The organism is Nitrosospira multiformis ATCC 25196 (assembly GCF_000196355.1).
Classification (GTDB): Bacteria; Pseudomonadota; Gammaproteobacteria; order Burkholderiales; family Nitrosomonadaceae; genus Nitrosospira; species Nitrosospira multiformis.
Genome location: NC_007614.1, coordinates 2,710,273 through 2,732,850 on the forward strand (window position 1 = coordinate 2,710,273; position 22,578 = coordinate 2,732,850).

20 protein-coding genes are annotated in these 22,578 nt (G+C 54.5%); 6 read left to right on the forward strand and 14 right to left on the reverse strand.

Annotation, left to right across the window (positions count from 1 at the left end):
• Window positions 1–38: 38 nt before the first annotated feature.
• Both NMUL_RS12410 and purL read right to left on the reverse strand, forming a co-directional pair.
• Entirely contained in the window at window positions 39–1,349 is a 1,311-nt protein-coding gene (locus NMUL_RS12410) for a ChaN family lipoprotein (protein WP_011381672.1), read from the reverse strand.
• Window positions 1,350–1,464: 115 nt separating this feature from the next.
• A complete protein-coding gene (purL, locus tag NMUL_RS12415; RefSeq protein WP_041352605.1) occupies window positions 1,465–5,511 on the reverse strand; it encodes a phosphoribosylformylglycinamidine synthase in 4,047 nt (1,348 codons plus the stop codon).
• Between the two features lie 87 nt (window positions 5,512–5,598).
• Between purL and NMUL_RS12420 the strand changes: the two genes are divergently transcribed.
• Window positions 5,599–7,167, forward strand: a complete 1,569-nt coding sequence (locus tag NMUL_RS12420; protein WP_011381674.1) for a bifunctional ADP-dependent NAD(P)H-hydrate dehydratase/NAD(P)H-hydrate epimerase — start codon at window positions 5,599–5,601, stop codon at window positions 7,165–7,167.
• 171 nt (window positions 7,168–7,338) lie between these two features.
• Here NMUL_RS12420 and NMUL_RS12425 read toward each other — a convergent pair whose 3' ends face one another.
• Entirely contained in the window at window positions 7,339–7,752 is a 414-nt protein-coding gene (locus NMUL_RS12425) for a response regulator (protein ID WP_011381675.1), read from the reverse strand.
• A gap of 323 nt (window positions 7,753–8,075) precedes the next feature.
• Here NMUL_RS12425 and NMUL_RS12430 point away from each other — a divergent pair, with 323 nt between their 5' ends.
• The 3 genes from NMUL_RS12430 to NMUL_RS12440 all read left to right on the forward strand — a co-directional run bounded on the left by NMUL_RS12430 (window position 8,076) and on the right by NMUL_RS12440 (window position 10,539).
• On the forward strand, window positions 8,076–8,882 hold the full coding sequence (locus NMUL_RS12430; RefSeq protein WP_011381676.1) for a Crp/Fnr family transcriptional regulator: 807 nt from the start codon (window positions 8,076–8,078) through the stop codon (window positions 8,880–8,882).
• A gap of 536 nt (window positions 8,883–9,418) precedes the next feature.
• Entirely contained in the window at window positions 9,419–10,021 is a 603-nt protein-coding gene (locus NMUL_RS12435) for a peroxiredoxin (protein ID WP_011381677.1), read from the forward strand.
• A 56-nt stretch (window positions 10,022–10,077) separates the two neighbouring features.
• The gene (locus tag NMUL_RS12440; RefSeq protein ID WP_011381678.1) at window positions 10,078–10,539 is read left to right on the forward strand and encodes a ferritin-like domain-containing protein; all 462 of its coding nucleotides are present in this window, start codon (window positions 10,078–10,080) and stop codon (window positions 10,537–10,539) included.
• A gap of 58 nt (window positions 10,540–10,597) precedes the next feature.
• Here NMUL_RS12440 and NMUL_RS12445 read toward each other — a convergent pair whose 3' ends face one another.
• From NMUL_RS12445 to hemP, 11 genes are all read right to left on the reverse strand, one after another.
• Complete coding sequence (locus NMUL_RS12445) at window positions 10,598–10,798, reverse strand: hypothetical protein (RefSeq protein WP_041352606.1); 201 nt, start codon at window positions 10,796–10,798, stop codon at window positions 10,598–10,600.
• Between the two features lie 393 nt (window positions 10,799–11,191).
• On the reverse strand, window positions 11,192–11,641 hold the full coding sequence (locus NMUL_RS12455; RefSeq protein WP_011381679.1) for a hypothetical protein: 450 nt from the start codon (window positions 11,639–11,641) through the stop codon (window positions 11,192–11,194).
• Complete coding sequence (locus tag NMUL_RS12460) at window positions 11,638–12,261, reverse strand: acyl-homoserine-lactone synthase (protein ID WP_041352608.1); 624 nt, start codon at window positions 12,259–12,261, stop codon at window positions 11,638–11,640. Before NMUL_RS12460 ends, NMUL_RS12455 begins: the two co-directional genes overlap by 4 nt.
• Window positions 12,262–12,943: 682 nt before the next feature.
• A complete protein-coding gene (locus NMUL_RS12465; protein ID WP_238529820.1) occupies window positions 12,944–15,058 on the reverse strand; it encodes a TonB-dependent receptor in 2,115 nt (704 codons plus the stop codon).
• Window positions 15,059–15,388: 330 nt separating this feature from the next.
• Window positions 15,389–16,165, reverse strand: coding sequence for a PepSY-associated TM helix domain-containing protein (locus NMUL_RS12470; protein WP_011381682.1), 777 nt, complete (start codon window positions 16,163–16,165; stop codon window positions 15,389–15,391).
• A complete protein-coding gene (locus tag NMUL_RS12475; protein WP_011381683.1) occupies window positions 16,162–16,821 on the reverse strand; it encodes a hypothetical protein in 660 nt (219 codons plus the stop codon). The genes NMUL_RS12470 and NMUL_RS12475 overlap by 4 nt, the downstream gene beginning before the upstream one ends.
• Window positions 16,822–16,891: 70 nt before the next feature.
• Complete coding sequence (locus tag NMUL_RS12480; protein ID WP_041353270.1) at window positions 16,892–17,890, reverse strand: multicopper oxidase domain-containing protein; 999 nt, start codon at window positions 17,888–17,890, stop codon at window positions 16,892–16,894.
• 91 nt (window positions 17,891–17,981) lie between these two features.
• On the reverse strand, window positions 17,982–18,884 hold the full coding sequence (locus tag NMUL_RS12485) for a DUF2325 domain-containing protein (RefSeq protein ID WP_011381685.1): 903 nt from the start codon (window positions 18,882–18,884) through the stop codon (window positions 17,982–17,984).
• A gap of 133 nt (window positions 18,885–19,017) precedes the next feature.
• Window positions 19,018–19,482, reverse strand: a complete 465-nt coding sequence (gene bfr / locus NMUL_RS12490; RefSeq protein ID WP_011381686.1) for a bacterioferritin — start codon at window positions 19,480–19,482, stop codon at window positions 19,018–19,020.
• Between the two features lie 40 nt (window positions 19,483–19,522).
• Window positions 19,523–19,720: a (2Fe-2S)-binding protein gene (locus tag NMUL_RS12495; protein WP_041352610.1), complete on the reverse strand. Its 198-nt coding sequence runs from the start codon at window positions 19,718–19,720 to the stop codon at window positions 19,523–19,525.
• A gap of 48 nt (window positions 19,721–19,768) precedes the next feature.
• Window positions 19,769–19,954: a hemin uptake protein HemP gene (gene hemP / locus NMUL_RS12500; RefSeq protein WP_041353271.1), complete on the reverse strand. Its 186-nt coding sequence runs from the start codon at window positions 19,952–19,954 to the stop codon at window positions 19,769–19,771.
• A 318-nt stretch (window positions 19,955–20,272) separates the two neighbouring features.
• Here hemP and NMUL_RS12505 point away from each other — a divergent pair, with 318 nt between their 5' ends.
• Both NMUL_RS12505 and NMUL_RS12510 read left to right on the forward strand, forming a co-directional pair.
• Window positions 20,273–21,094 carry an ABC transporter permease gene (locus NMUL_RS12505; protein ID WP_011381687.1) on the forward strand — a complete coding sequence of 274 codons (822 nt, stop codon included), beginning with the start codon at window positions 20,273–20,275 and terminating at the stop codon, window positions 21,092–21,094.
• The gene (locus NMUL_RS12510; protein ID WP_011381688.1) at window positions 21,084–22,550 is read left to right on the forward strand and encodes an ABC transporter ATP-binding protein; all 1,467 of its coding nucleotides are present in this window, start codon (window positions 21,084–21,086) and stop codon (window positions 22,548–22,550) included. The genes NMUL_RS12505 and NMUL_RS12510 overlap by 11 nt, the downstream gene beginning before the upstream one ends.
• Window positions 22,551–22,578 lie beyond the last annotated feature (28 nt).

The following is a 22,578-nucleotide window of genomic DNA, read 5'->3' on the forward strand; positions in this document are numbered from 1 at the left end:
TATCAGCCTCGTTGCAGACATTATTACTTGCATCATGTTCATCGTTTGGACATCGGAGAAAACTTTGCGACAGACTCCATCGTATCACTGCCCCGCTTGAGTTTCAGCGGGAGCCATGTCCCTGGCGCCTGCCGTTTGACGATTTCCACGATATCGTTGAGCTGCTTGACAGGCAGCCCCGCGGCCTCGATGATCAAATCACTTTCACGTATATCCGCTTTCTCGGCGATACTGCCCTTCTCCACTTGCAGCACGCGCGCACCCCCACCGTCCTGTGCCATCTCGAAGCGGATCCCCAGGCGCTGCCGGGGACGCTCATCCGCCGCCAGTGGCGGCAACGCCGTCCCGAATATCGCATCTGCTATGTCCGCTGTAAGCAGATCACATGAAGTACCGCTGTTCCAGGGGAGCAGCATTCCCGCATCCGTCACCCCCAGGTGCTTCAACTGGTGCGGAACACCGTAGCCATATTTGATATGCCCTGACCCCATGATCCCCACCACCAGGGGACGCTGAGGCCGGTCCAATGCGGAATGAATGCCTTGCGCCATCGCCCGGTCCCACAGTTGCTGGCCTTCCACGAAGCGGCGAAAATCCGGATCGTCACGACCCGCACTGGCGCCCGCCTTTTTCTTGCCTGCGCGATCATGCTCGCCGTAGATCGGGAGCAGATAGTCAAGGTATGCATTGCTCGGTTCAGCGGGCGCCGTTACGCCTTCTCGTTCATTCTCCGGCACTCCCGCGAATCCCTTTGTCGCAACCGATCGCCTCAGGCGCGTATCGATGTTCAATGCCACCATCGGCACGCGATTCATGCGTGCGAAGTGGAACAGGGGCATATACATGGCTGCATCGGTGCTCCAGACCGTATTCCACTCGGAAGCAGCGAGAAACTGGGCTTCGGTAAGCTCGCCTGCCACCCACTGGTCGAGCGCCTTTTGCACCCTGCGCGGAAACATCTCGAAGCCGATCACCATGTCCGGCCGCTCCGCATGCAACGCGGCCAGCGTCTGCAACTGCCAGCGATGGTGCTCGGGATTATCGTGCGCTTCTCCCAGCAACACCACCGCCTGCCGGGCAGCTCGCCCGACAACATCGGTAATGGATATTTTCCCTGAACCGGAAACAGAACCGGGAACAGTCCATACTCCGACAGGGGCGCATTCACCGCCTTTCGCTTCCTTGTTGGCTTCCTTGCTCGTCTCTTTGTTGACTCCTCCATCCTCCTTGTACTTTTCCGTAGACGGTTTGGTCTGCGCGAAGGCAGTATCCGGGAAAATCCCCACGAATAACGTGGAAACGAGAAACACGAAAAGAGGCGCAACCGGTACAGCCTTAAAAATTTTCAACAGATACTCCTTATCAGATATCGATCCCGCAGCCCCACATGTGCCGCCGTGGCCGCGCTACAGGCGCTGCATCCGGGCAAAGGAATCCCGGATTAAGAACCGGGATTCCTGCGGGTTAACCTACCCACTTGCGCGCATTGCGGAACATTCTCATCCACGGCGTATCCTCGCGCCAGCCGGGATGCCATGACTGCTGCACTGCCCGAAAGCCGCGCTCCGGATGCGGCATGAAAACGCTGAATCTTCCATCGGCGGTTGTCATGCCGGCGATACCTTGTGGAGAGCCGTTGGGATTCAAGGGATAGACCTCGGTCGGCTTACCCCGATGATCCACATAACGCAATGCCACCAGGGATGAAACTGCTGAGGCAGCATTCTCATCCGCAAATTCCGCATAGCCTTCTCCATGCGCAACAGCGATGGGCATGCGGCTGCCCGCCATGGCATCGAAAAACAGGGATGGACCGTGCTGCGCTTCGACCATGACAAACCGTGCCTCGAATTGCTCCGATCTGTTTCTTACAAATCTGGGCCAATGCTCTGCGCCCGGAATAATCTGACGCAGATTGCTCATCATCTGGCAGCCATTGCATACACCAAGGGCAAAGGTGTCAGCACGCCCGAAAAAAGCCTCAAACTCATCACGGGCGCGCGCGTTGAACAGGATCGAATTAGCCCAGCCTTCCCCTGCTCCGAGCACATCCCCATAAGAAAACCCCCCGCACGCGGTGAAGCCCTTGTAATCCCTGAGGGTGACACGCCCATCGATGATATCGCTCATATGCACGTCGATTACGGCAAATCCTGCGCGATCGAAAGCAGCTGCCATTTCCACGTGACCGTTCACACCCTGTTCGCGCAGCACCGCTATTTTTGGTTTCGCCCCTGCCTGAATGTAAGCTGCGCAGATGTCCTCATCCACATCAAAGGTGAGTTCCGCATGCAGCCCGGGGTCATGCAGATCGAGAATGCGGTCATACTCCTGCTGCGCGCATTCCGGATTGTCGCGAAGCTTCTGCATGTGATAAGTGGTCTCCGACCAGGCGCGATGCAGGTCAATGCGCTTCTCCGAGAAGACCGCCTTATTATTGCGCAGAAACCGGATCTCATCCCCCTCATTGACACTGCCGATAACAAAACTCGCCTCGCCCAGGCCCGCTTCCGCCAAAACATTCAGCACTTCCCGGCGGTGCTCTGTTCTTGTCTGAATGACAGCCCCCAGCTCTTCATTGAACAGGACTGCCATGAGGCTGGCCGTGAATCTTCCACCCAGCGCCTCAGGCTGCATCTCGCTGCCATCGATATCGTTGGCGATCGAATCAAAGCACAACTGATCCAGGTTGATGACCATGCCGGCATGCCCGGCAAAGGCCATTTCGCACAGCGTGGCAAGCATGCCTCCGTCGGAGCGATCGTGGTAGGCAATGATCCTGCCCTCACGGTTCAGGCGCTGTATAGCGGCAAAGAAACCTTTGAGCCGCACTGAACCCTCAACGCCTGCTATATCGGGGGCGACATCCCCTACCTGCTTGTAAACCTGGGCAAGGGCAGATCCCCCCAGACGATTGCGTCCCTCTCCCAGATCGATCAGGATGAGTTCTGTCTCCCCGCAGTCCGTGCGCAACTGAGGCGTCAGTGTCCTGCGCACATCCGTTACTCTCGCAAACGCGGAAACAATCAAGGAGAGGGGCGCAATCACTTCTTTTCGTACCGATTGGCCGAAACCGGCCTCAGTCTCCCAGACAGTCTTCATCGACATCGAATCCTTCCCCACGGGGATGCTGATTCCCAAGTGAGGGCAGAATTCCATTCCCACGGCCTGCACTGCATCATACAGGGCAGCATCCTCCCCAGGATGTCCTGCTGCTGCCATCCAGTTGGCGGAAAGCTTGATTTCTCCAATGTGCTCGATCTGCGCCGCGGCAATGTTGGTTATGGCTTCTCCCACTGCCATGCGTGCCGAAGCAGCCGAGTCGATCAATGCCAAGGGTGTACGTTCACCCACCGCGAAAGCTTCGCCCAGATAGGTGTTGTAACCCATCACGGTAACCGCCACATCCGCTACCGGCACCTGCCAGGGTCCCACCATCTGATCACGCGCAGTCATGCCGCCGACGGTACGGTCCCCGATACTGATCAGAAAAGTCTTGTCCGCCACCGCAGGCAGTCGCAGCACGCGGTATGCCGCTTCCCGGAGATTCATTTCCGCCGCATCGAACGACGGCAACGCTTTCCTGATGTGCGTAACATCGCGCGTCATCTTCGGCGGCTTGCCCAGCAGTACCGAAAGATCCATGTCGACCGGCCGATTGCCGAACAACGGATCGGCGACAACAAGCTGGTCTTCCAGGGTCGCGGTGCCGACTACGGCGAAGGGGCAGCGCTCACGCTCGCAAATGGCCCGGAACAATTCCAGCGCATCCGGCCTGATGGCAAGCACATAACGCTCCTGAGCCTCATTGCTCCAGATCTGCATGGGCGACATGCCCGGCTCCTCCGACGGAATCGCCCGCAGATCAATACACCCACCGCGGCCGGAACCATGCAACAGTTCGGGCAGGGCGTTCGACAGCCCCCCCGCGCCGACGTCGTGAATCGACAGGATCGGGTTCGGTTCGCCGCGCCTTTCCATCTGCCAGCAACGATCGACGACCTCCTGCGCGCGCCGCTCCATTTCGGGGTTGCCACGCTGGACGGAATCAAAATCAAGGGCCTCCGCGTTTATTCCCGTATCCATGCTGGAAGCGGCGCCTCCCCCAAGCCCGATCAGCATTCCCGGTCCGCCCAGTTGAACCAGCAGAGCGCCCGATGCAAATTCCTGCTTGAGTGCATGCCTGCCGCTGATGTGGCCTATCCCGCCCGCCAGCATGATGGGTTTATGGTAACCGCGCATTGCGCCTGCCACACGTTCTTCAAAGGTGCGGAAATAGCCGGCCAGGTTTGGACGCCCGAATTCATTATTGAATGCCGCGCCGCCGATGGGTCCTTCCAGCATGATCTGCAGGGCGGAGGCGATGCGCTCCGGTTTACCGTAGGTTTGTTCCTCCGGTGCAGCCCCTTGCAATTCCCAAGGTTGAATAAATTCAGGGATATTCAGATTGGAAACGGAGAAACCGCTAAGACCCGCTCTCGGCTTGGCCCCCCGCCCAGTAGCCCCCTCATCCCGAATTTCGCCCCCCACGCCGGTCGCTGCGCCCGGATAGGGTGAGATCGCAGTCGGATGGTTATGGGTTTCCACTTTCATCAGGATATGGGTCTGCTCCTGCGCGTAATCATAGCAATTGTCTTTACCGGGATAGAAACGGGCAATTTCAGCGCCCTCGATGATGGCGGAATTATCAGCGTAAGCAACCACGGTTCCGCCCGGATGCTGCCGGTGGGTATTGCGTATCATCGAAAACAGGGAAGCTTCCCGCGGCACACCGTCGATGACCCAGTCCGCGTTGAAAATCTTGTGACGGCAATGCTCAGAATTTGCCTGCGCGAACATCATCAGTTCGACATCTGTCGGATTACGCCCGATCTGCAGGAAGTAGTCCGCAAAATAGTCGATTTCATCCGGCGACAACGCCAGTCCCATTTTGCTGTTTACTTTCAGCAACGCGTCCCGCCCCCCTTCCAGCACATCCACTGCTTTGAATGGCAGGGGTTCGAAATGCCTGAACAACCGCTCCGCGTCGTCGAATGAATTGAATACTGCCTCGGTCATACGGTCGTGTATCAGTCCAAGCAATGACTGCCTGAGGGTAGCGGAAAGTTCGCCGGAAACCTTTTCCCTGACTTCGACGTAATAAACCACTCCTCGTTCCAGTCGCGCCACGGCAGCCAGTCCGCAGTTGTGGGCGATATCGGTCGCCTTTGTGGACCATGGGGAGATGGTGCCCGGTCTTGGCACGACCAGAAACAATTCGCCTTGCGATGACGCCCGCGGCCTCCGGCTCGAACCGATACTTGTACCGCTTAATGAGATATCTTCAGGTACGGCCTTGAGCAGCCTGGCCAGAATGGAGATTTCGTTTTCCTGCAATGCACGCACCCCTGAGCAAAAATACCAATACTCGGCGCAAATATGGGAAACTTGGGGAACCGAAACCTTGAGAGCGGCGGTCAGTTTTTTCTGCCGGAAAGAGGAAAGCGCATTGCCGCCACGAAGTCTGAACATCCGGAAGATAAAGATGATGGGAAAGAACGTGATTTTACACGAGAAGCCCGGCTGCCCCCAGTCCGGCAAGACGTAGAGGCGGATCGGATGAACGCGCTCAAGAACAATCTATCCACTGCCATTTACTCCACGGCTGAGATCAGAGAAATCGAACACCTGGCGGCCGGCCTGCCGGGCCGGCCTCAATTGATGGAAGCAGCCGGGCTCGCCGCCGCTGAAATTGCCCGTGACCGGCTGCTCTCCCCCCATAAACCCCGCTTGCTGGTACTGGCGGGGCCCGGGAACAACGGGGGCGATGCCTTTGTCGCGGCGCGCCACCTGCGGGAGTGGGGGTTCAAGGTAACGCTGGTGTTTACCGGCGAGCAGGCAAAGTTATCGGCGGATGCGCTGCGGGCGCTGAATGCCTGGGTTGCCACCGGCGCTGGGATGGTCTCCGAAATTCCGGAAAATGAAACATGGGATGCCGTGATCGACGGCTTGTTCGGTATTGGTCTGGACCAGCAAGGCGGACGAGAACTGGGCGGCAAATATCTGGCTATGGTGAATACCGTTAACGCCATGATGCTGCCGGTGCTGTCCATCGATATTCCCAGCGGTCTGGGCAGCGATACCGGCGCTGTGTGCGGCGCGGCTATCATCGCGACCATGACGGCGACATTCATTGGCCTGAAACCCGGCCTCTTCACGAATGAGGGCCCCGATTATTGCGGGAAAGTTTTTTTGCACGACCTTGATCTCGATGTCTCATCCCTGAAGAAACCCGATGCGTGGCTGATGGACCAGATGCACATCCGGCGGCTCCTGCCCCCTCCCCGGCGGGCTAACAGTCACAAGGGCATGTTCGGCAGTATCGGGGTAATCGGAGGAACAGCCGGCATGGTCGGGGCTGCGCTTCTGGCGGGTACAGCGGCGCTGAAACTGGGTGCCGGACGCGTTTACCTGGGATTGATGGCGCCGGACGCGCCAGCGGTCGACACCTTCCAGCCGGAACTGATGCTGCGCCCTATCCAGGATCTGTTCAAGCTGGAGCAGCTGAACTGTCTGGTGGTTGGTCCGGGTTTGGGAACGGAAACCGCCGCATACTTCTGGCTCAAGTGCGCGCTGCAAACCACTCTACCACTGGTTCTCGATGCAGATGGCTTGAATCTCGTTGCCTCGCATTCCGAAATAGCGGGATTGCTGCGGGAACGGTTGCGCGAACGCCATGCGCCTTCCATTCTCACTCCTCATCCGGCCGAAGCCGCCCGCCTCCTGAAAAGCACCACGACTTCCGTACAACAGGACCGGATGGCAGCCGCTGCGGAGCTGGCCCAGCGTTTTAACTGCTGGATTGTGTTGAAAGGCGCAGGCAGCGTGTGCGCGATGCCGGAGGGCAGACGCTTCATCAACACAAGTGGAAATCCCGGCTTAAGCAGCGCAGGAACGGGCGATATCCTCTCCGGGATGATTGGCGCCTTTCTGGCACAGCGATCGAGCCCGGAAAACGCGCTGCTCGCTGCTGTATACCTGCACGGAGCGGCTGCCGACGTATTGCAGAAGCAGTATGGCGGCGGCATTGGAATGACCGCCTCCGAAATTCCCAACGTCGCCCGTAACCTGTTGAACCAATGGATTGCCGTTAATTCTGCCCCGGCCCCTCACCAGCAAGAAGGCTGAAGAGTCCAAAAGGGTCACCAAAAGATCCGAGAAATCCCAAAGGCCGTGATTCAAGGCGCCTTTCCGCCTGCATTGCGAAATGCCGGGATTACCTCAGCCTGCCGCCTCTTCAGTTGTCATTGCTCATTGCTATTCGCCACGGTTTCAGAGGTAGTACGTGGCGCGAATGTATTATGGCATTTCGCTGATGGTCCAATATGCATCGATTGACCTTATGACCTCGACGAATTGCCAGTAGTCAACCGGCTTCGACATATATCCAGCCACGCCGAAATCGAAACTGTTTACCTTGTCCTGCTGTTCATCCGATGTCGTCAGAACCACTACCGGGATACGCCTAAACCTGTCATCGCTCTTTACCGCTTCCAGGAATTCGATGCCGTTCATGATGGGCATGTTCAAATCCAGCAGAATGATGCAGGGTTTATCATTGGTTTCATCCTGAAGGTAGTTCAATCCGTCTTCGCCGTTCTCCCGGTGCACGATCTTATTGCTAACGTGAATCTGCTTGAGAGCGCGGGTCACGGACATCATGTCCACCTGGTCATCTTCGACCAGAAGAATTGGCCTGTTGGTTACCTTCATCACAGTTTTCCTGGTTTTATCCTCTGGTTTTATCCAGGAGATGTTCTCTCAGCTAATGCAAACTGAGGCACTTGGGTATGATTTATTACTTATCCCGCTCCATTCTGTTCGTTTTCCCACATAGCCCGCCTGAAACAGTCAAAGCAGGGTAAGAATGAAAGTTAAAGGCTGAGGTAATAAACAAAAACCACAAGCCTTCACTTCCTATCGCCCCCCGGCTTTTCCCCGCACTTTTCGGACGCTTGCACAATTAATGAACTGAGTCCCAGGAATCGGGGCCTCGCCCTTGCGTATCGAGGGGGCTCGAGGTGTACTTCAGTCCAATGGAGAAAAGTGAGGAAAAAGAAATAATATGCCGCATGTTCAATTCTCCCCTACCCCACCCAAGCCAGAACCATCTCCTTGCCGCTTTGCCGGCAATGGAACTGGGCGATTTAATACCGCATCTGGAGCTGATTCATATGCGGGCTGGAGATATTCTCTGCGAAGCAGGGGATCAGCTTCCTTATGCCTACTTTCCCGCTTCTGCCATTATTTCCCTCCATTACATTCTGGAAAATGGCGCCTCGTCGGAAATCGCAAACGTAGGAAGGGAAGGTATGCTTGGAGTCTCGTTGTTCATGGGGGGCGAGACTAGCAGCAACTGGGCAACAGTTCAAATCCCGGGCTTCGCCTACCGCCTGAAGGCCGCATTTCTGTCACAGGAACTCAAGAGGGGCGGACAGCTACAATGGATATTGCTGCGTTACAGCCAGGCGCTTATTACACAGATCGCCCAGATCGGGGTGTGTAACCGATATCATACAATCGAGCAGCAGTTATGCCGTTGGTTCCTGTTAACGTTGGATCGCCTTGACTCCAGTGAACTGAGCATGACCCAGGAATTGATCGCCAATGCCCTTGGGGTAAGCCGGGAAAGCGTTGCAGGAGTTGCGGGAAAATTACAAGGAAGGGGAATCATTCGCTACCAGCGCGGCCATATTACGGTACTTAACCGTACCGGGCTGGAAACAGGAGCGTGCGAATGCTATGAAACGATAAAGAAGGAATTTGACGACGCGCTTGATGACGTCCGGAAGCCCACGTTACATCAAGGCGATCAGTCATCCAAGACACTGCCACTCCTGTAGTATCCCTATCCGTATTTCGCTCGCCCCGCTCTGTAAGTTTCCACAGGCAGTTCCATGGGAGGGCCTTCTCATCTCCTCACCTCCACGCAGTCCCAAGCGGCGACCAAGTCGATATATCAGGTGGCTTGTTTCACCCATGAACGTGCGGCTTTTTCTTCCTTACTGTCATGGAGAATTTGGTGTATGCGGGCTGCCGCACAGAAAGAAAATTGAAACAGAGCTATAAAGGGTGCGTTGATCCCGATTGATAAGGGGAAGGGGATAGAGGCGCTCAGATCGATCTCAGGTCGATCGCCTGGATAGAAATGGAATTTATGGCAACACTGTCCCATTAGCCGAATTGGCACTCTGTCCCCCAATCTCGGGTCTTTCTTTTTTGCCGCAGCGCCTTATCGTTACTCCTATCTACTACTGCTGTTCTGCTTCCCTCTTCAAAAGCAGAAGCAACAGCAGGAAGGTGGCATATCCAGGATGCAACGAAATGTGGCGGAAGATGTGGCAGTTTTCATGGTTCATGATGAATAAGGAGATTCAAGATGGCAGTGCTTGTTACACACCCTGCACCCGATTTCACAAAACCTGCTGTTCTGGCAGATGGCACCTTCAATGACAACTTCAACTTTCATGCGCAAATTGCTGGTAAATATGCCGTATTGTTCTTTTATCCTCTGGATTTCACCTTTGTCTGTCCCTCCGAAATCATTGCGCACTCGCATCGCATAGAGGAGTTTCGCAAGCGCAACGTGGAAGTGATTGGAGTCTCGGTGGATTCCCAGTTCACCCACTACGCGTGGCGCAACACCCCTGTCGACAAAGGCGGCATTGGTCCGGTGGGAATCACGCTGGTATCCGACGTAGGGGGAGACATCATGCACGCTTACGGCATTGCCCACCCGGACCACGTTGCCCTGCGCGCCTCTTTCCTGATAGATAAAAACACCATCGTGCGCCACGAAGTCGTTAACGACCTGCCCCTGGGGCGGGATGTAGACGAAATGCTGCGCATGGTCGATGCCCTGCAATTTCACGAAAGCCATGGAGAGGTGTGCCCGGCCGGGTGGAAAGCAGGTGAACCCGGAATGAAAGCCAGTCCCGAGGGTGTGGCGGAATATCTGGAAAGTCATGGCGAAGCGCTCTGACGCAACGAACCTGCACCTCCTTGAACTCCTCTCCTGTAACCATAAGGGTGAAACACATGGATTTCGATAAAGACAAGGCGATCGCGCTGCTGAACCGAATCATGGAACTCGAGCTTGCCGGAGTAGTGCGATACACGCATTATTCATTGATGGTCTTCGGCTACAACCGGATTCCAGTGGTGGAATGGCTCAAGAAGCAGGCTGAAGAAGGATTGCTCCACGCGCATAGAGCCGGAGAACTCGTCACGTTACTGGGAGGCTATCCTTCGCTTGGGATCGGATCTCTGCTGGAAACGCACGTGCATGACATCGGCGATATTCTGCGGGAATCGCTGGAGCATGAGAACAAGTCGCTTACTGCCTACTACGAGCTGCTGGAGCTGACCCAGGGCAAGTCAGTGCTGCTGGAGGATTATGCGCGTGGCCTTGTCGTCGAAGAGGAAATGCATGCGGACGAAGTCAACAAGATGTTGCGGAGAACGGGAAAAACAGGCGTGTACGAAACGTCGAAGAGTTAGGTATGCAGGAATTGATCCCTCCTGGAATCATTGCCGGTTGAAAGCGATGCAGATTGCCTTAGTCCTCGCCTGTCTTAGGGCTGTAAACCATTCCGCTTAACTGAATCATCAGGTCAATTTCACTTTCGTCCTCATCCAGGTCCTGATCGCCTTGATCGAATTCGTAGAATTCGGTCAACGAAGAAAGTGGATCGTGCTCCGCGACATCGGCGGATCTCAGGGAAAGGAATGGTTGCAACATTACATCCGCCAGGCTCATACGCTCCTCCTGGATCCGGATAGACGTGTAAACACGGGGAGCAAGAGAGCTTCAAAGCTGGGCAAGGTAGCCGGGACACCGGTAGCAACATACTCTGTCTCTCCGGTGGGAGCTATATAAGCAGCAGAACCTTCACCGATCAGCGGGGAGATTCCCTTCCAAACACGATTCATGATGACCGCGCTTGAGGGTGAGATTGCGATCACTAATGCAGGTAGCCGGAATTTCATGATTTGCCTCCTTTGAGCAATCCAGTCAATATCATTTGAAACCTTTGTCAGCTTGTACAGGCTACCTGCGACAGATGGCAGTACGATGAAAGTTTTATGAAGTATTAAATTCCTCGAAAGCCTTTGCCCCCTTCCCCTGTTCTATCGGCAGTCCATCCGTATTTCATCCCCTTCCCGAATACTCAAACGTAACCGGCTCGAATGGAAGTCGCTGGCAATCGTCCTGCATCAATGCGGCAGTTTCTCCCAAGGCGATTTCACGCAGTCTGCACCGCATGGTCAGAACACCATTACCCGACTCGAATACACCGCAGGTATGCATCGTGCTGCAAGCCGATTCGTTCTCTGAAGCCGCGTCTGGTCCGACGTTATTCATGACCGCTACCGGCAAATGAGGATAGCGCCGTCTGGCTTCCCGCACCCATTGCACCAGGTTCACCTGCTGGGTGCAATCGTCTACTGCGCCGTCGACCAGGACCATGTCATAGGCCTCGAGGTCCGGCTCCGGGAAGCTGTCCAGTGTTTTTCGCTCCAGCCTGTGCTTGGATTTTTCAAGCAGCAGTTGCAGGAGCTGGCGGGTATCTTGTCTCTCTCCAACCAGTAGAATATTCATGCGGCCTTCCTTTGCGCGTTTTCCGGGAGTATCCCAAAAAGGGCGAATTCGGTGATTGCATCGATTTCGATATAGCATGCGACCGTCAAAACCCGCCCGATTTTGACCGGTGCCCCCAACCTGGAAACGTTCACGCCAAGCTTGCGTATCAGTCTCTCCACTGCGACGGTGGTAACGGTTACATAGCGCTTTATCTTGTTGTGGCGCGCGAAGAGAAAAAGGGTTTGCATCATTTTTACCGGAATCTCGCTAAAACCGAAACCGGCACTCTCATATTTGGGGACCATGACGGCAAAACGGCTCAATTCCCAGACATCCGATTGCTGCGGCGCGGGCTGTCCGTGCAGAAGTTGCGGAAAAGTATCCTTCAACATGTAGGGTCCCTGGGTGGGAAGCAGTCGCCAGCAACCGAGCACCTCGTCTTCATCCCCCTCATCCCCTTTTGCCAGAACATATACGGGATCTGCCAGATCGAACTCGTCATGCTCCATCCCGTTATCCGTGGTTACTTCCCAGCCGAGCCTGTCGTGAAAAACTTCGTGCCTCAGCCGATACATTCCCATTGCGGCCCGTTTATCGAGAGAACCATTGCCATGTTGTGCAAGCATAATCTGTCCCATTTTTTCACTCGTCGTTGGTTGATGACGACGTTATGAAACAACGGAACCGGATCTCCGAATAGCTGTAAAATCTTACAGGACCAGACGGGGTATACTGGCTGCAATCCTTTCCTGACGCGGGTTTCGGCGGGTAGGAGAGAATGCGTGCAGAGCAGGTTTTTTACGGAAAAACGAGCAGAAAATGCAGCATTCTGTCGCGGTGGCCGTGCGAGTCCACCCCCCCTCAATGGCTGGGCTGCAATGACAAATCATAAAACGAAACTTTGCGCGGTCGCGAAGACTGTTCCTCAGCAGGGAAGCAAGAGAAACGGGTATACGGAGGGTGACAGAGGATGGATCTCCCATCTTTCCATCGGTCCGAAGACTGGATTAGCTGTTATAGAGTACTTGGAGACCCATGCCGATGGCACTCGCCAACGCTTGGGCCGATGGGTACAGCGAGGTCTCTCAGAACCTCGGACCGCATGTCCGCTCACATCCTCGGGACGTTGTGGTAAGCAGGATGAGACGGGGTGATCTCAGGTTCTGGAGTGAGAATACGGCTGTGCTGGGGAGCCCTCACCGGAAGCAAGGACTGGCTGAAGGAGTTGTTATAGAAGCATGTTCAAGCGAAAAGATGTTTTTTCCCCAGCAAGGATGATTCCCTGCAGGGGAGCTGAACCTCTTCTACCATCAGTTGAAATCAGTTGAAATTGAATCGGATGGAACCGAAGGCGCTGAGAGGGTTTCCAGGCAATGCGCCCGCGAATGTCGGATTGGTATAGTAGGTTTTATCCGTGAGGTTCTTTATGTTGACTGCGAGATCAACTTTTTTGATGCGATAAGATGCGGCTGCGTCAAACACGACATAAGATGGCACCTTGAGAAGATTCAGCGAGTCGGCATAGGAATCTCCCTTATAGGTGACCCCGAACCCGAACATCAATCCACGGGCCAGGCCGCTCTGTATCTCGTACGTCATCCACAGATTGCCCATGGTGGTCGCGACCCCGACGGGCCGAGTTCCAAAGACACTTCTCGTAATGCCAAGCACAGAGTTGGTGGCAACATTGCCTGCTCGTGTTTCCGGGTCCATCACCACACCATTACCGATGATGCTCCATCCGGCAACTGGACGAAAGCCAAGCGATACCTCCACTCCGCGCGTGCGATCCTTCCCATCCGGAGTCGGGATGTTGCCGGAACCGGGCAAGGTGACGAAATAATTATTGCGGCTGGATTGAAACAGCGCCACATTGAGATCGGCCTTTCCGTCGAAAAGCATCATTTTTGCCCCCACTTCAACCTGATCCGACGTCTCGGGTGCTGTGGAGAGCGCCTGCGGCTCGGTGGACAGATTGATGAAGGCGCCGGTGCTGTAACCTGCGTAAAATGCCAGATTCTGGGTGGGCTGATACACACCGCCCGTGGAGTAGGTGGTCATGGACTTCGTTTGCACTATTTCACGATATCGGATGGGTGATCCGTGCGCTGTCGGGTTTGCTCTTTGCAAGCCTTTATCGCTGTATTTCACCAGGTCGTTGCGGATTCCAAGGCGAAGCTTGAACTGCTCGGTCAAGTCGATCTGGTCCTGGGCATAAAACGAGACTTGGTCACTGCCAATATGGCGGTCAAAAGTCAGGGAACCGCCATTAACTTTAGGGTCGTTCAGTGAAGTTTCCACTACCGGGTTAAAGATGTTTATGCGGTCCAGAGTGTAAGTCGAGCGGGCCGCGTTGATGTCTACATTCTTGTATTCGAAACCTCCCAGAAAAGTATGCTTGACAGGCCCCGTGCTCGTTTTCCAAACGAACTCATTTTGCAGGGTGGTGTAACCGGCATTATCGAACTGCTGGTACGCGGTGCGTCCCGTGCTAAACCCGGCCGCATTACCCTGATTGCCGCCGGCATTGCGCAATAGCTCGAGCGTTCGCGCATCGTAGACGAACGCGGTGCGCATGCTCAAAGTGTCCGATAGGGTCCAGTGGTGCGTCAGGCCAAGGCGGTTGATGGTATGGTCTGTCTTGTTGAACCGGCTGTAATAGCGCGTGTCGCGGGATACGTTGGCGATATTAGAGTTAGCATCAAAGAGTATTCCGTAATTATCGGGCTTGATTTTGAGCTCGCGGTGATCGTAATCGACATGGAGCGTCTTATCGTCCGCCAGTCTCCAGGTGAAGCTGGGGGAAGCCTCCACAATATTGCGCTCCAGGCCACGAAACCCGTCCGTGTGCTCCATATCCGCGATGAGACGTCCCGCTACATTCGGCAGATAAGGGATGGCACCTGTCACGTCCACATAGCCGTTGCGTGTACCGAAACTGCCCAGCATGGTGCCTGCGGACAGTCCGAAACTATACCGCGGCTGCTTCGTCACCAGGTTGAGGCTGCCCCCGGGACCGGCAACTCCGAATAGCGCGGAGCCGGGGCCCTTCAGCACTTCAATACGCTCGATGTCGTACATCGTGCGGAAATAGTTGTTCTGGAGGTTCCCATCCGGAATATAGTCACGGAAAAAACTGAGCGCCAGGCCGCGCGATGTAAAGCTGTTGGCAAATCCGTAACCACCCCCCATGAGTGGCTGCACGCTGCTGACATTGCGCATGGCGTCATTCATCTCGATGACACCCTGCTCCTTAAGAGTGGACGCCGGCACGACATTGACTGTCGCAGGGATGTCACGCAAGGGAGTATCTGTCTTGCTGCCGGTGCGGGCAACGTCCTCGATCGTTCCTGGACGGACCCGCCCGGTAGTCACCTTGATCTCCGGCAGGGTCGCATTTTTTTCCTTCTCTTTCCCTGCATCTTGAGTCGCCACTGCATCTTGAGCCGTGGCTGCGTCTGGAGACGTCCCACCTTGGGATATCACTGTATCTGGAGATGTCGCTGCATCTTGAGCGGCTGCAGGCACCGGTATCAATGACCATGAACAAAACAGGGTTATAGGGACCAAAAAACGGGATATGGGCTTGAATCTGGATAACTGTTTCACTTATAGCCTCTTTTAATTTTTTTACTACTGGCTGGCTACAAGCACGAAGGCGTTGGCTGGCTGTGGATTCTTTTTCCCACCGAAACTGGGCGGGAAATTATAATCAATTGGACATTCTTTTATCGAAGTTCAGGGGAACTTTTTCAAAAATAACGATCATCCCAGCGATAGCGTCGTCAACATGAGAATCGCAGCAGTTGTCAGGGTCGTCCCAATCAACCCGGCTGCCATCAAGCGGGGACCATGCAAGCGGCTCCACAACAGCGTGCCTGTGATGGCCAGCACCAGCAGGCCGCCTGCCAGCGTATCTGTGAGCAATATCCAGACATTGGACATCCCGCTTCCCTTGTGAAAGTTTGCCAGAGTCGCCCAGACATTGGCCTCTTTCCGCTCGATATGCGTCTCGGCATCTCCTTTCCAGTATTCCGCGGTCACGCTATGATTGGGCGCAAGGAGCGTAATACGCCAGTTTTCCGGCTGTATGACCTGCCCCCCTCCCCATGGCACCGGTCCCGCCGGTTTTTTCTGCGTGCGCGATTTTGCATCGGGCATTTTGAATTTTTCGCGCAGCCAGGATTCCAGCGCCTCCGGTGACTCAACGCTGTTGGCAGGCGGAGTGAGTATTTCGCGGGTTTCATGCTGCGCCGCGAGGGGAATTTTCATTTCGCTGCGGTGATTCAGCAGAATCCCGGATACCCCGAACAGCAGGCCAAGCGCCGCGCCCCACAATCCCATCCAGGCATGAGTGCGACGCAGCCAGACCAGAAAGCGGCCGCGCTTCATCCCCTGTGATAAAAAGAGGTAACCGCGTGGCTCCGTCACCACGGGACGCGCCCCCTGGCCTGCAACGTGAGGCTGTCCCATGCTCTGTGCAGTTGCTGAAGTTACAGAAGATTTGGGTGCTGCTTGCGCGCCGGATTGAACAGTGCTCATTTGTACAGGCTGCGTGTGATCTTGTGGCTCTCGACCGCGTATGCCTTGCCTTCGAACTCGCCGGGTTTGTGCATCTCGTATTTCGCTTCGATCACATACAGGCCCGGCTCAAGCAACGAGTAGGTCACCTCCCCTTTCTCATCCGTCTGCAGATGTTTCTCCCAGCCATTGGGTGCGATGACCACGATTTCGACCTTGGGGACAGGCTTTCCCAAATAGGTCAGGCGCAACGTATTACCGGATTCCTGGATATCGAGCGGCAGGCTGCCTCCGCTACCGAGGCGCGTATAGAGAAATCTTCTGTAGGTAGGAGACGGAATTTGCCCTTGCGGCTCGCGTATGGATTGCTTAAGCGCCTGCACCAGTACAGCGCCGTCCTGATCATTACCTGCCGGTATCGCGAAATAATTATTCTCGCGCCTGGCTTCGACAGGCTTTTCAACGCCTTTGGCGTTTACCATCGTCACCTTCGGTTCGATAATGCTATCGAGCCTGCCCGGCGAAGGCTCACGCAGATTTTCCGCGTATTCACCGAAATAAAGCCGGATTGCTCCGGCTTCTTTCTCAAGCCACAGCGCATGAGCTGCAACATCCAGGCTGAGCACACAGCCGATAATACCCATACCTGTTGCATGGATAAATTGCGGGAGTTTCATCGAGCTTTTCCTTTTCTATTATTTATCAGGGAGTGGAAATGATTGGGCTGTTATAAGTATTTGTTTTCCATTACTTTGCCGGCGCTACGTTCCATCGGGTAGACATCCCGGCCATCATGTGATCGTCGACGTGGCAGTGCAATAGCCAGTTACCGGGTGAACGCGGAACCATGTCGACCGAGGTCATACTTGCGGGAAGCACTTCCACCACATCCGTGCGGCGTCCATGATCGAGTACTGTCTGGGCATGCCAGTGCACGGTATGGTTATCCGTCTCGTTACCGAGTGCCACGACGTGCCAGCGCACGCGCTTTCCAATACCTGTATCGTAACCCTTGAGGTTACCGAAAATGCGACCGTTGATGGTGTGCTTCATTCCGCTTTCTTCCCCGTTCTCCTCATTGAAGATCATGAACAAGGTGATGAATTCCTGATCCACATCATTCGGCGATGGATCGCGAGTCGATCTTGCCACGCCCTGCCGGGTCACAATGATGGCACCGACCAGGCCGAGATTCGCTTCTTCCTCTTCCATTACATGCGAGTGATACAGCCAGACGATCGAGGAAGGATCAGTTGGTCCGGGACCGGAAGCCTCATCCACAACCCAGGTATAAGTGAAGGACTTCCCCGGCGGCACTGCGGCCCCGATACCTGCTCCCGTGCTGGCGGCATCCGCGCCCTCGCTTTTCTTATCATAAAATACGCCGTGCGGGTGCATGGAAAGCGCCCGGTCGGTCTTGTTCAGAAAATGAACCTTGAGGGTGTCGCCCACTTCTGCCCGAAGCTGGGGGCCCAGAATTCCTGCCCACTCCGGCTGCACCAATCGCTCCTTGTAGCGCCCATCCTTGTAGCCAAAATAGCGGTACTTAGGGTATGTCAGCGTTTTGCCCCACACTCCCAATCCATCATCTGGCTTGATCAGATTCTTGCCGGACGGCGCATAGTTCCAGGTAACTTTTTCCGCCGCAACCCAGTACTCCCTTTCCGCGGCCATTGCCTGCCCCATACCAAAAAGCGCAAGAAGACCAAGCAGCACCATAATCCGGCCAGCATTGCAAATATTCATGTTTTTATAATACGAATGATAATCACTGCAAGATATCATAAAATCCTGACCCCACCTCCACCGATTTCTACACCGTTAGATCTGAATGTCCTTAATAATCCTTGAACTGCCCCTCTTCGGGAGAAGCTGGGCAACGCCTCTTTGATTGATCGGATCTAGCCGGTGCGGGTGAGGTATACAATCCCGCCAGAGTAGCGATACCTTTACAAAAGGTTGAAAGGTTTGAGCGATCCAACAAGACGCAGGGCTTGCCGGAACGTCGGCAGTAACGCTTGACGGTGAAAAAAGCGGTATGGTTTACGCAATCCAGGGGGCAGACGACCATGTCTGCCTGGTCCAACAATACGGGCAAGTGATGTCCCGGTTCCTGAGGCAGGTTTCTGTAGATGACCAGCTTACCCCCGGAAGCCTCCACTACACGGCGATATTCCGGGTACAGCACGGCGCGCCCCCCCACGCACAGAACGCAGCGCCCCCCGATACCGGATCCCTTGCATGCGCCGTTTCCTTCTTCACCAAAAGCGGGGGAAGGTGATTGTTCGACAAAAAACGACGCAGGCGGAGCGGACTCCTTGACCAGTGGAAATCTATCCGTTTCGGCGACTTCCAGCCTGGCATGATTTTCGGGGTCGACCCGATCGGGTGGGAGTGAATGAACAGGCTTGCTACCAGTCGGCCGCTTGCCGGCAGGTACAGGTTTCGATTTCCCGATCAGAACCGCTGATCGACCCAGTCGCGCTATCCGCGTCAATCCTGCAGGGGTAAAAAAAGGATTGCTGTCCCGCGCGCTGAAAAATTGCCTGGCAATCTCAACCAGATTTTTTCCGAGCAGCGCTAGCAATATCTGCGGCATCTGCCTAGGGTGGATGAATAAATTCGGGGAAGGAGAGAATTTACCCTGTCTGGAGGTTGCGGAATCGCGGTGCTCCGGTTCGAGCAGGGCAGATGCGGGAACACAGAGATTAGCCAGCGATGTTGCCTTAAGCTGTTGCACAGCCCACTCCGGACAGGTCAGAAAGCTGGCTTGCCCTGTAGGGGCTGGCTGGCTGAAAACCAAAAAAGTAAAAAGGTGAACAAACTCGAACAAGGGCCGCTGGAAAAAGAAATCCAGCGGCACATAAACAAGTCTACATCTGGCTCTGCAGCCAGTTCTGGATACCCACTTTCTGCATCACATCCAGCTGCGTTTCCAGCCAGTCGATATGGCCTTCGGTATCTTCCAGGATTTCTTTCAGAAGCTCCCGCGAAACATAATCCTTCGCCGCTTCACACGCAGCGATGCCGCCAAGCAGCGTTTCGCGTGAAATCATTTCAAGCCTGAGGTCGCAGTCAACGCATTCCTCCGCTTTCTCACCAATCAGAAGCTTGCCCAGTTCCTGCAGGTTGGGCAACCCTTCCAGAAACAGGATACGCTTGATGAGCATATCGGCATGCTTCATCTCTTCTATGGATTCCTCATATTCCAGCTTGCCAAGCTTGTCGAAGCCCCAGTTTTCGTACATGCGGGCATGAAGGAAATACTGATTGATGGCCGTCAATTCATGCTGCAATTGGCGGTTAAGCCACTGGATAATGTCTGCGTTGCTCTTCATGTATGCCTCCTCAGGCGAGATCTCGAATGAACGAGTGGGTTTATGTGGAATGGTGTTGAACCAGGTTTTTCTGCATCAGTGCCTTTTCCAGGACCTCCTTCGCGTGGCACGCGCATATTCCGCACTGCTCGCTCACACCCAGGCAAGTCTTTAAGTCCCGCATCCGGTCGGCCCCTCGATGAATGACGGCCTCCCGGATGGCGGTATCGGTTACACCTTTGCAGACACAAATATACATGATGAGCGCCCTAAGTCTACTATTCCTGCTATTCGTCCAGTATTTCTGCTATTTGGTTAAAATGAGCTTACCGTTACGGGTACGCCGCAAGCGATATTGTTCGCCCTGATGCTGGATAAACACCTCATCACCGTGGGAAAACAGCGCATCGCTATAGATGCATCGAGTCCGATCCAGCATGACGAACTTTTGTTTATCCGCGTTGGTTTCAGGAACTGTGAGTAACTTATCCATGGCGCCGCTTCCGCAGTTATTAATGAGAATGATTCGTATTATAGGCGACTTTGGGTGAAATGCAAGAAGTGAATAAAAAATTTTCTTGATATTTTTCAACAGATCGGTCGAAGGATCGCAAGTGATTTGCGTTGACCCCAGGTGTAGAATCAGATACTCCTATCCGGTAGGGTTATCGTCGGTATAATATCCTCGGTCAGCATATGATTTATTTTCGCATCACACCCTGCAACATCACCATTATTCGCATCCTGCAGGCTCGCATGGATACTTCCCGTCATCTGTAGAACACCCGCGCAAAGCTGTCCTGTGCGCTAAATGCAAAATTTTTCCATTCTTCCACATGAAATGGCCGCAAGTCTCTGGCGCAACAGAGATTTGATTGTCGCGCTTACCAAACGTGAAGTCATCGGGCGCTACCGCGGCTCTGTCATGGGCATGGCGTGGTCCTTCTTCAACCCATTGCTCATGCTCGTGATTTATACGTTCGTATTTTCAGTGGTGTTCAAGGCGCGCTGGGGAGTGGGTGGAGAAGAAAGCAAAGCAGATTTCGCGATTATTCTTTTTGTCGGCATGATCGTGCATGGCCTGTTCGCCGAGTGCATCAACCGCGCACCCGCCTTGATCCTGTCGAACGTCAATTACGTGAAAAAAGTCATTTTCCCGCTGGAAATACTCCCTTGGGTAGCATTCGGCTCCGCGCTGTTTCACACGGTTATCAGCGTTGGCGTGCTGTTGCTGGCACAGCTCCTTATCAGCCATCAACTGCCCTGGACTGTGATCCTTTTTCCCTTGGTCCTGCTTCCGCTCATTTTTATTTCGATGGGCTTTGCCTGGTTCCTGGCAGCCTTTGGCGTATTCGTGCGCGATATCGGACAGCTCACGGGAATGTTCACCACCGTGCTATTGTTTCTTTCCCCCGTGTTTTACCCCTTGAGCATCCTGCCTGAAAAATACCAGGGTTTATTACAGCTTAACCCGCTTGCGTTCATCATCGAGGAAGGAAGAAAGGTGCTCGTCTTCGGACAACTGCCGGACTTCGGTCACTGGAGCACCATGATGATTGCCTCCTTGCTGATGGCATGGGCAGGATTCGCCTGGTTTCAGAAAACCCGCAAGGGATTTGCCGATGTTCTCTGAAGGAGAAAACGTCGCCAAAGCGACAATCCCGCTCGCTCTTGAATCAGCGGAGAAGAATCTCGAAACGAGCAACGAAAATGAAAAGGCAAGGAGAAGTTCCAGTGATACCGCCATCAGTGTTCGTGGCATTTCAAAATGCTACCAAATCTATGACGCACCTCGCGATCGGCTAAAGCAATTCATCATCCCGCGTCTTCGCCTGGCGAGACAACAGTCTCGCCAGTATTTCCGCGAGTTCTGGGCGCTCAAGGGTATCTCCTTTGAAGTAAGGAAAGGTGAAACGGTAGGCATCATTGGCCGTAATGGATCAGGCAAATCTACGCTATTGCAGATAATCTGCGGCACCCTGACGCCGACGGCGGGAAGCGTAGAAACGAGGGGGCGCATTGCCGCCTTGCTGGAGTTAGGCTCCGGCTTCAATCCCGAATTTACGGGACGTGAAAACATCTACATGAATGGCGCAGTACTTGGATTGACTCGCGAGGAAATCGACGACCGCTTTGACTCGATCGTATCGTTTGCAGACATTGGGCAGTTCATCGACCAGCCAGTCAAGACCTATTCGAGCGGCATGTCCGTGCGCCTTGCTTTTGCGGTGCAGGCTCAGGTTGATCCGGATATCCTGATCGTGGACGAAGCACTCTCCGTGGGAGATGTAAGGTTCCAGGCCAAGTGTTTTGCACGCCTGCAGCAACTGAAAGATAACGGCACCAGCGTGTTGCTGGTCACTCATTCGAGCGAACAAATCGTCACTCACTGCTCCAGTGCGCTCCTGTTGAATGATGGCATGCAGTTTGAAATTGGCGAACCCCGGCACGTTGTAAACCGCTACCTCGACCTGCTGTTTGGCAAGGAAAGACGCAACCCCGACTCCCCCCAAGCCCAACCAGGAGATATATTTCAGGAAGACAAAGGATATGCTGAGTCTGCATATCAGCTAAGCACTGACAGCGACGTCTTTCAAACCCGCAATGGGTATAACACGCATGAGTATCGGTGGGGTGACGGCACCGCCTCCATTCTGGATTTCTACCTTGCTGCGAATGGAGAACCCTATCCCTCAGCAATTACCGTGGGACAGACTGTCACCCTTGCAGTATCCATCAAATTCCACAGCGATATGTGGCGGCCCATATTGGGTATCACCATCAAGACCAAGGATGGCGTGACCATATCCGGTACCAACTCGGAGATGGCCGACCTGCTAGACTTGCAGGCGCTCGTAAAGAAAGGAGCAATTCTGGTTGGCAAATGCAGTTTCCAATGCAGACTCGGTCCGGGTGATTATTTTGTTTCGCTCGGCCTTGCTACACGAGAAAATGACGAAATCATTCCGCACGATCGGCGTTACGATTCGATACATTTTATAGTTGAGCCACACAATAAATTCCATGGCTTGGCTGACCTCGCTCTTGACCTCTCGATTTCCCATATAGTCGAATCAAATCAGATCTGACGTTATCCCAAACTTTGCAAGCGACTGT

Excerpts from the sequence above, each read along its gene's own strand:
- NMUL_RS12495 (WP_041352610.1), bottom strand. The coding sequence starts at position 19,720 with ATGTATATTTGTGTCTGCAAAGGTGTAACCGATACCGCCATCCGGGAG.
- NMUL_RS12480 (WP_041353270.1), bottom strand. The coding sequence starts at position 17,890 with ATGAATATTTGCAATGCTGGCCGGATTATGGTGCTGCTTGGTCTTCTT.
- bfr (WP_011381686.1), bottom strand. The coding sequence starts at position 19,482 with ATGAAGAGCAACGCAGACATTATCCAGTGGCTTAACCGCCAATTGCAG.
- NMUL_RS12505 (WP_011381687.1), top strand. The coding sequence starts at position 20,273 with ATGCAAAATTTTTCCATTCTTCCACATGAAATGGCCGCAAGTCTCTGG.
- NMUL_RS12440 (WP_011381678.1), top strand. The coding sequence starts at position 10,078 with ATGGATTTCGATAAAGACAAGGCGATCGCGCTGCTGAACCGAATCATG.
- NMUL_RS12430 (WP_011381676.1), top strand. The coding sequence starts at position 8,076 with ATGGAGAAAAGTGAGGAAAAAGAAATAATATGCCGCATGTTCAATTCT.
- purL (WP_041352605.1), bottom strand. The coding sequence starts at position 5,511 with ATGTTCAGACTTCGTGGCGGCAATGCGCTTTCCTCTTTCCGGCAGAAA.
- NMUL_RS12460 (WP_041352608.1), bottom strand. The coding sequence starts at position 12,261 with ATGGGACAGATTATGCTTGCACAACATGGCAATGGTTCTCTCGATAAA.
- NMUL_RS12420 (WP_011381674.1), top strand. The coding sequence starts at position 5,599 with ATGAACGCGCTCAAGAACAATCTATCCACTGCCATTTACTCCACGGCT.
- NMUL_RS12510 (WP_011381688.1), top strand. The coding sequence starts at position 21,084 with ATGTTCTCTGAAGGAGAAAACGTCGCCAAAGCGACAATCCCGCTCGCT.
- hemP (WP_041353271.1), bottom strand. The coding sequence starts at position 19,954 with ATGGATAAGTTACTCACAGTTCCTGAAACCAACGCGGATAAACAAAAG.
- NMUL_RS12445 (WP_041352606.1), bottom strand. The coding sequence starts at position 10,798 with ATGAGCCTGGCGGATGTAATGTTGCAACCATTCCTTTCCCTGAGATCC.
- NMUL_RS12425 (WP_011381675.1), bottom strand. The coding sequence starts at position 7,752 with ATGAAGGTAACCAACAGGCCAATTCTTCTGGTCGAAGATGACCAGGTG.
- NMUL_RS12455 (WP_011381679.1), bottom strand. The coding sequence starts at position 11,641 with ATGAATATTCTACTGGTTGGAGAGAGACAAGATACCCGCCAGCTCCTG.
- NMUL_RS12475 (WP_011381683.1), bottom strand. The coding sequence starts at position 16,821 with ATGAAACTCCCGCAATTTATCCATGCAACAGGTATGGGTATTATCGGC.
- NMUL_RS12435 (WP_011381677.1), top strand. The coding sequence starts at position 9,419 with ATGGCAGTGCTTGTTACACACCCTGCACCCGATTTCACAAAACCTGCT.
- NMUL_RS12470 (WP_011381682.1), bottom strand. The coding sequence starts at position 16,165 with ATGAGCACTGTTCAATCCGGCGCGCAAGCAGCACCCAAATCTTCTGTA.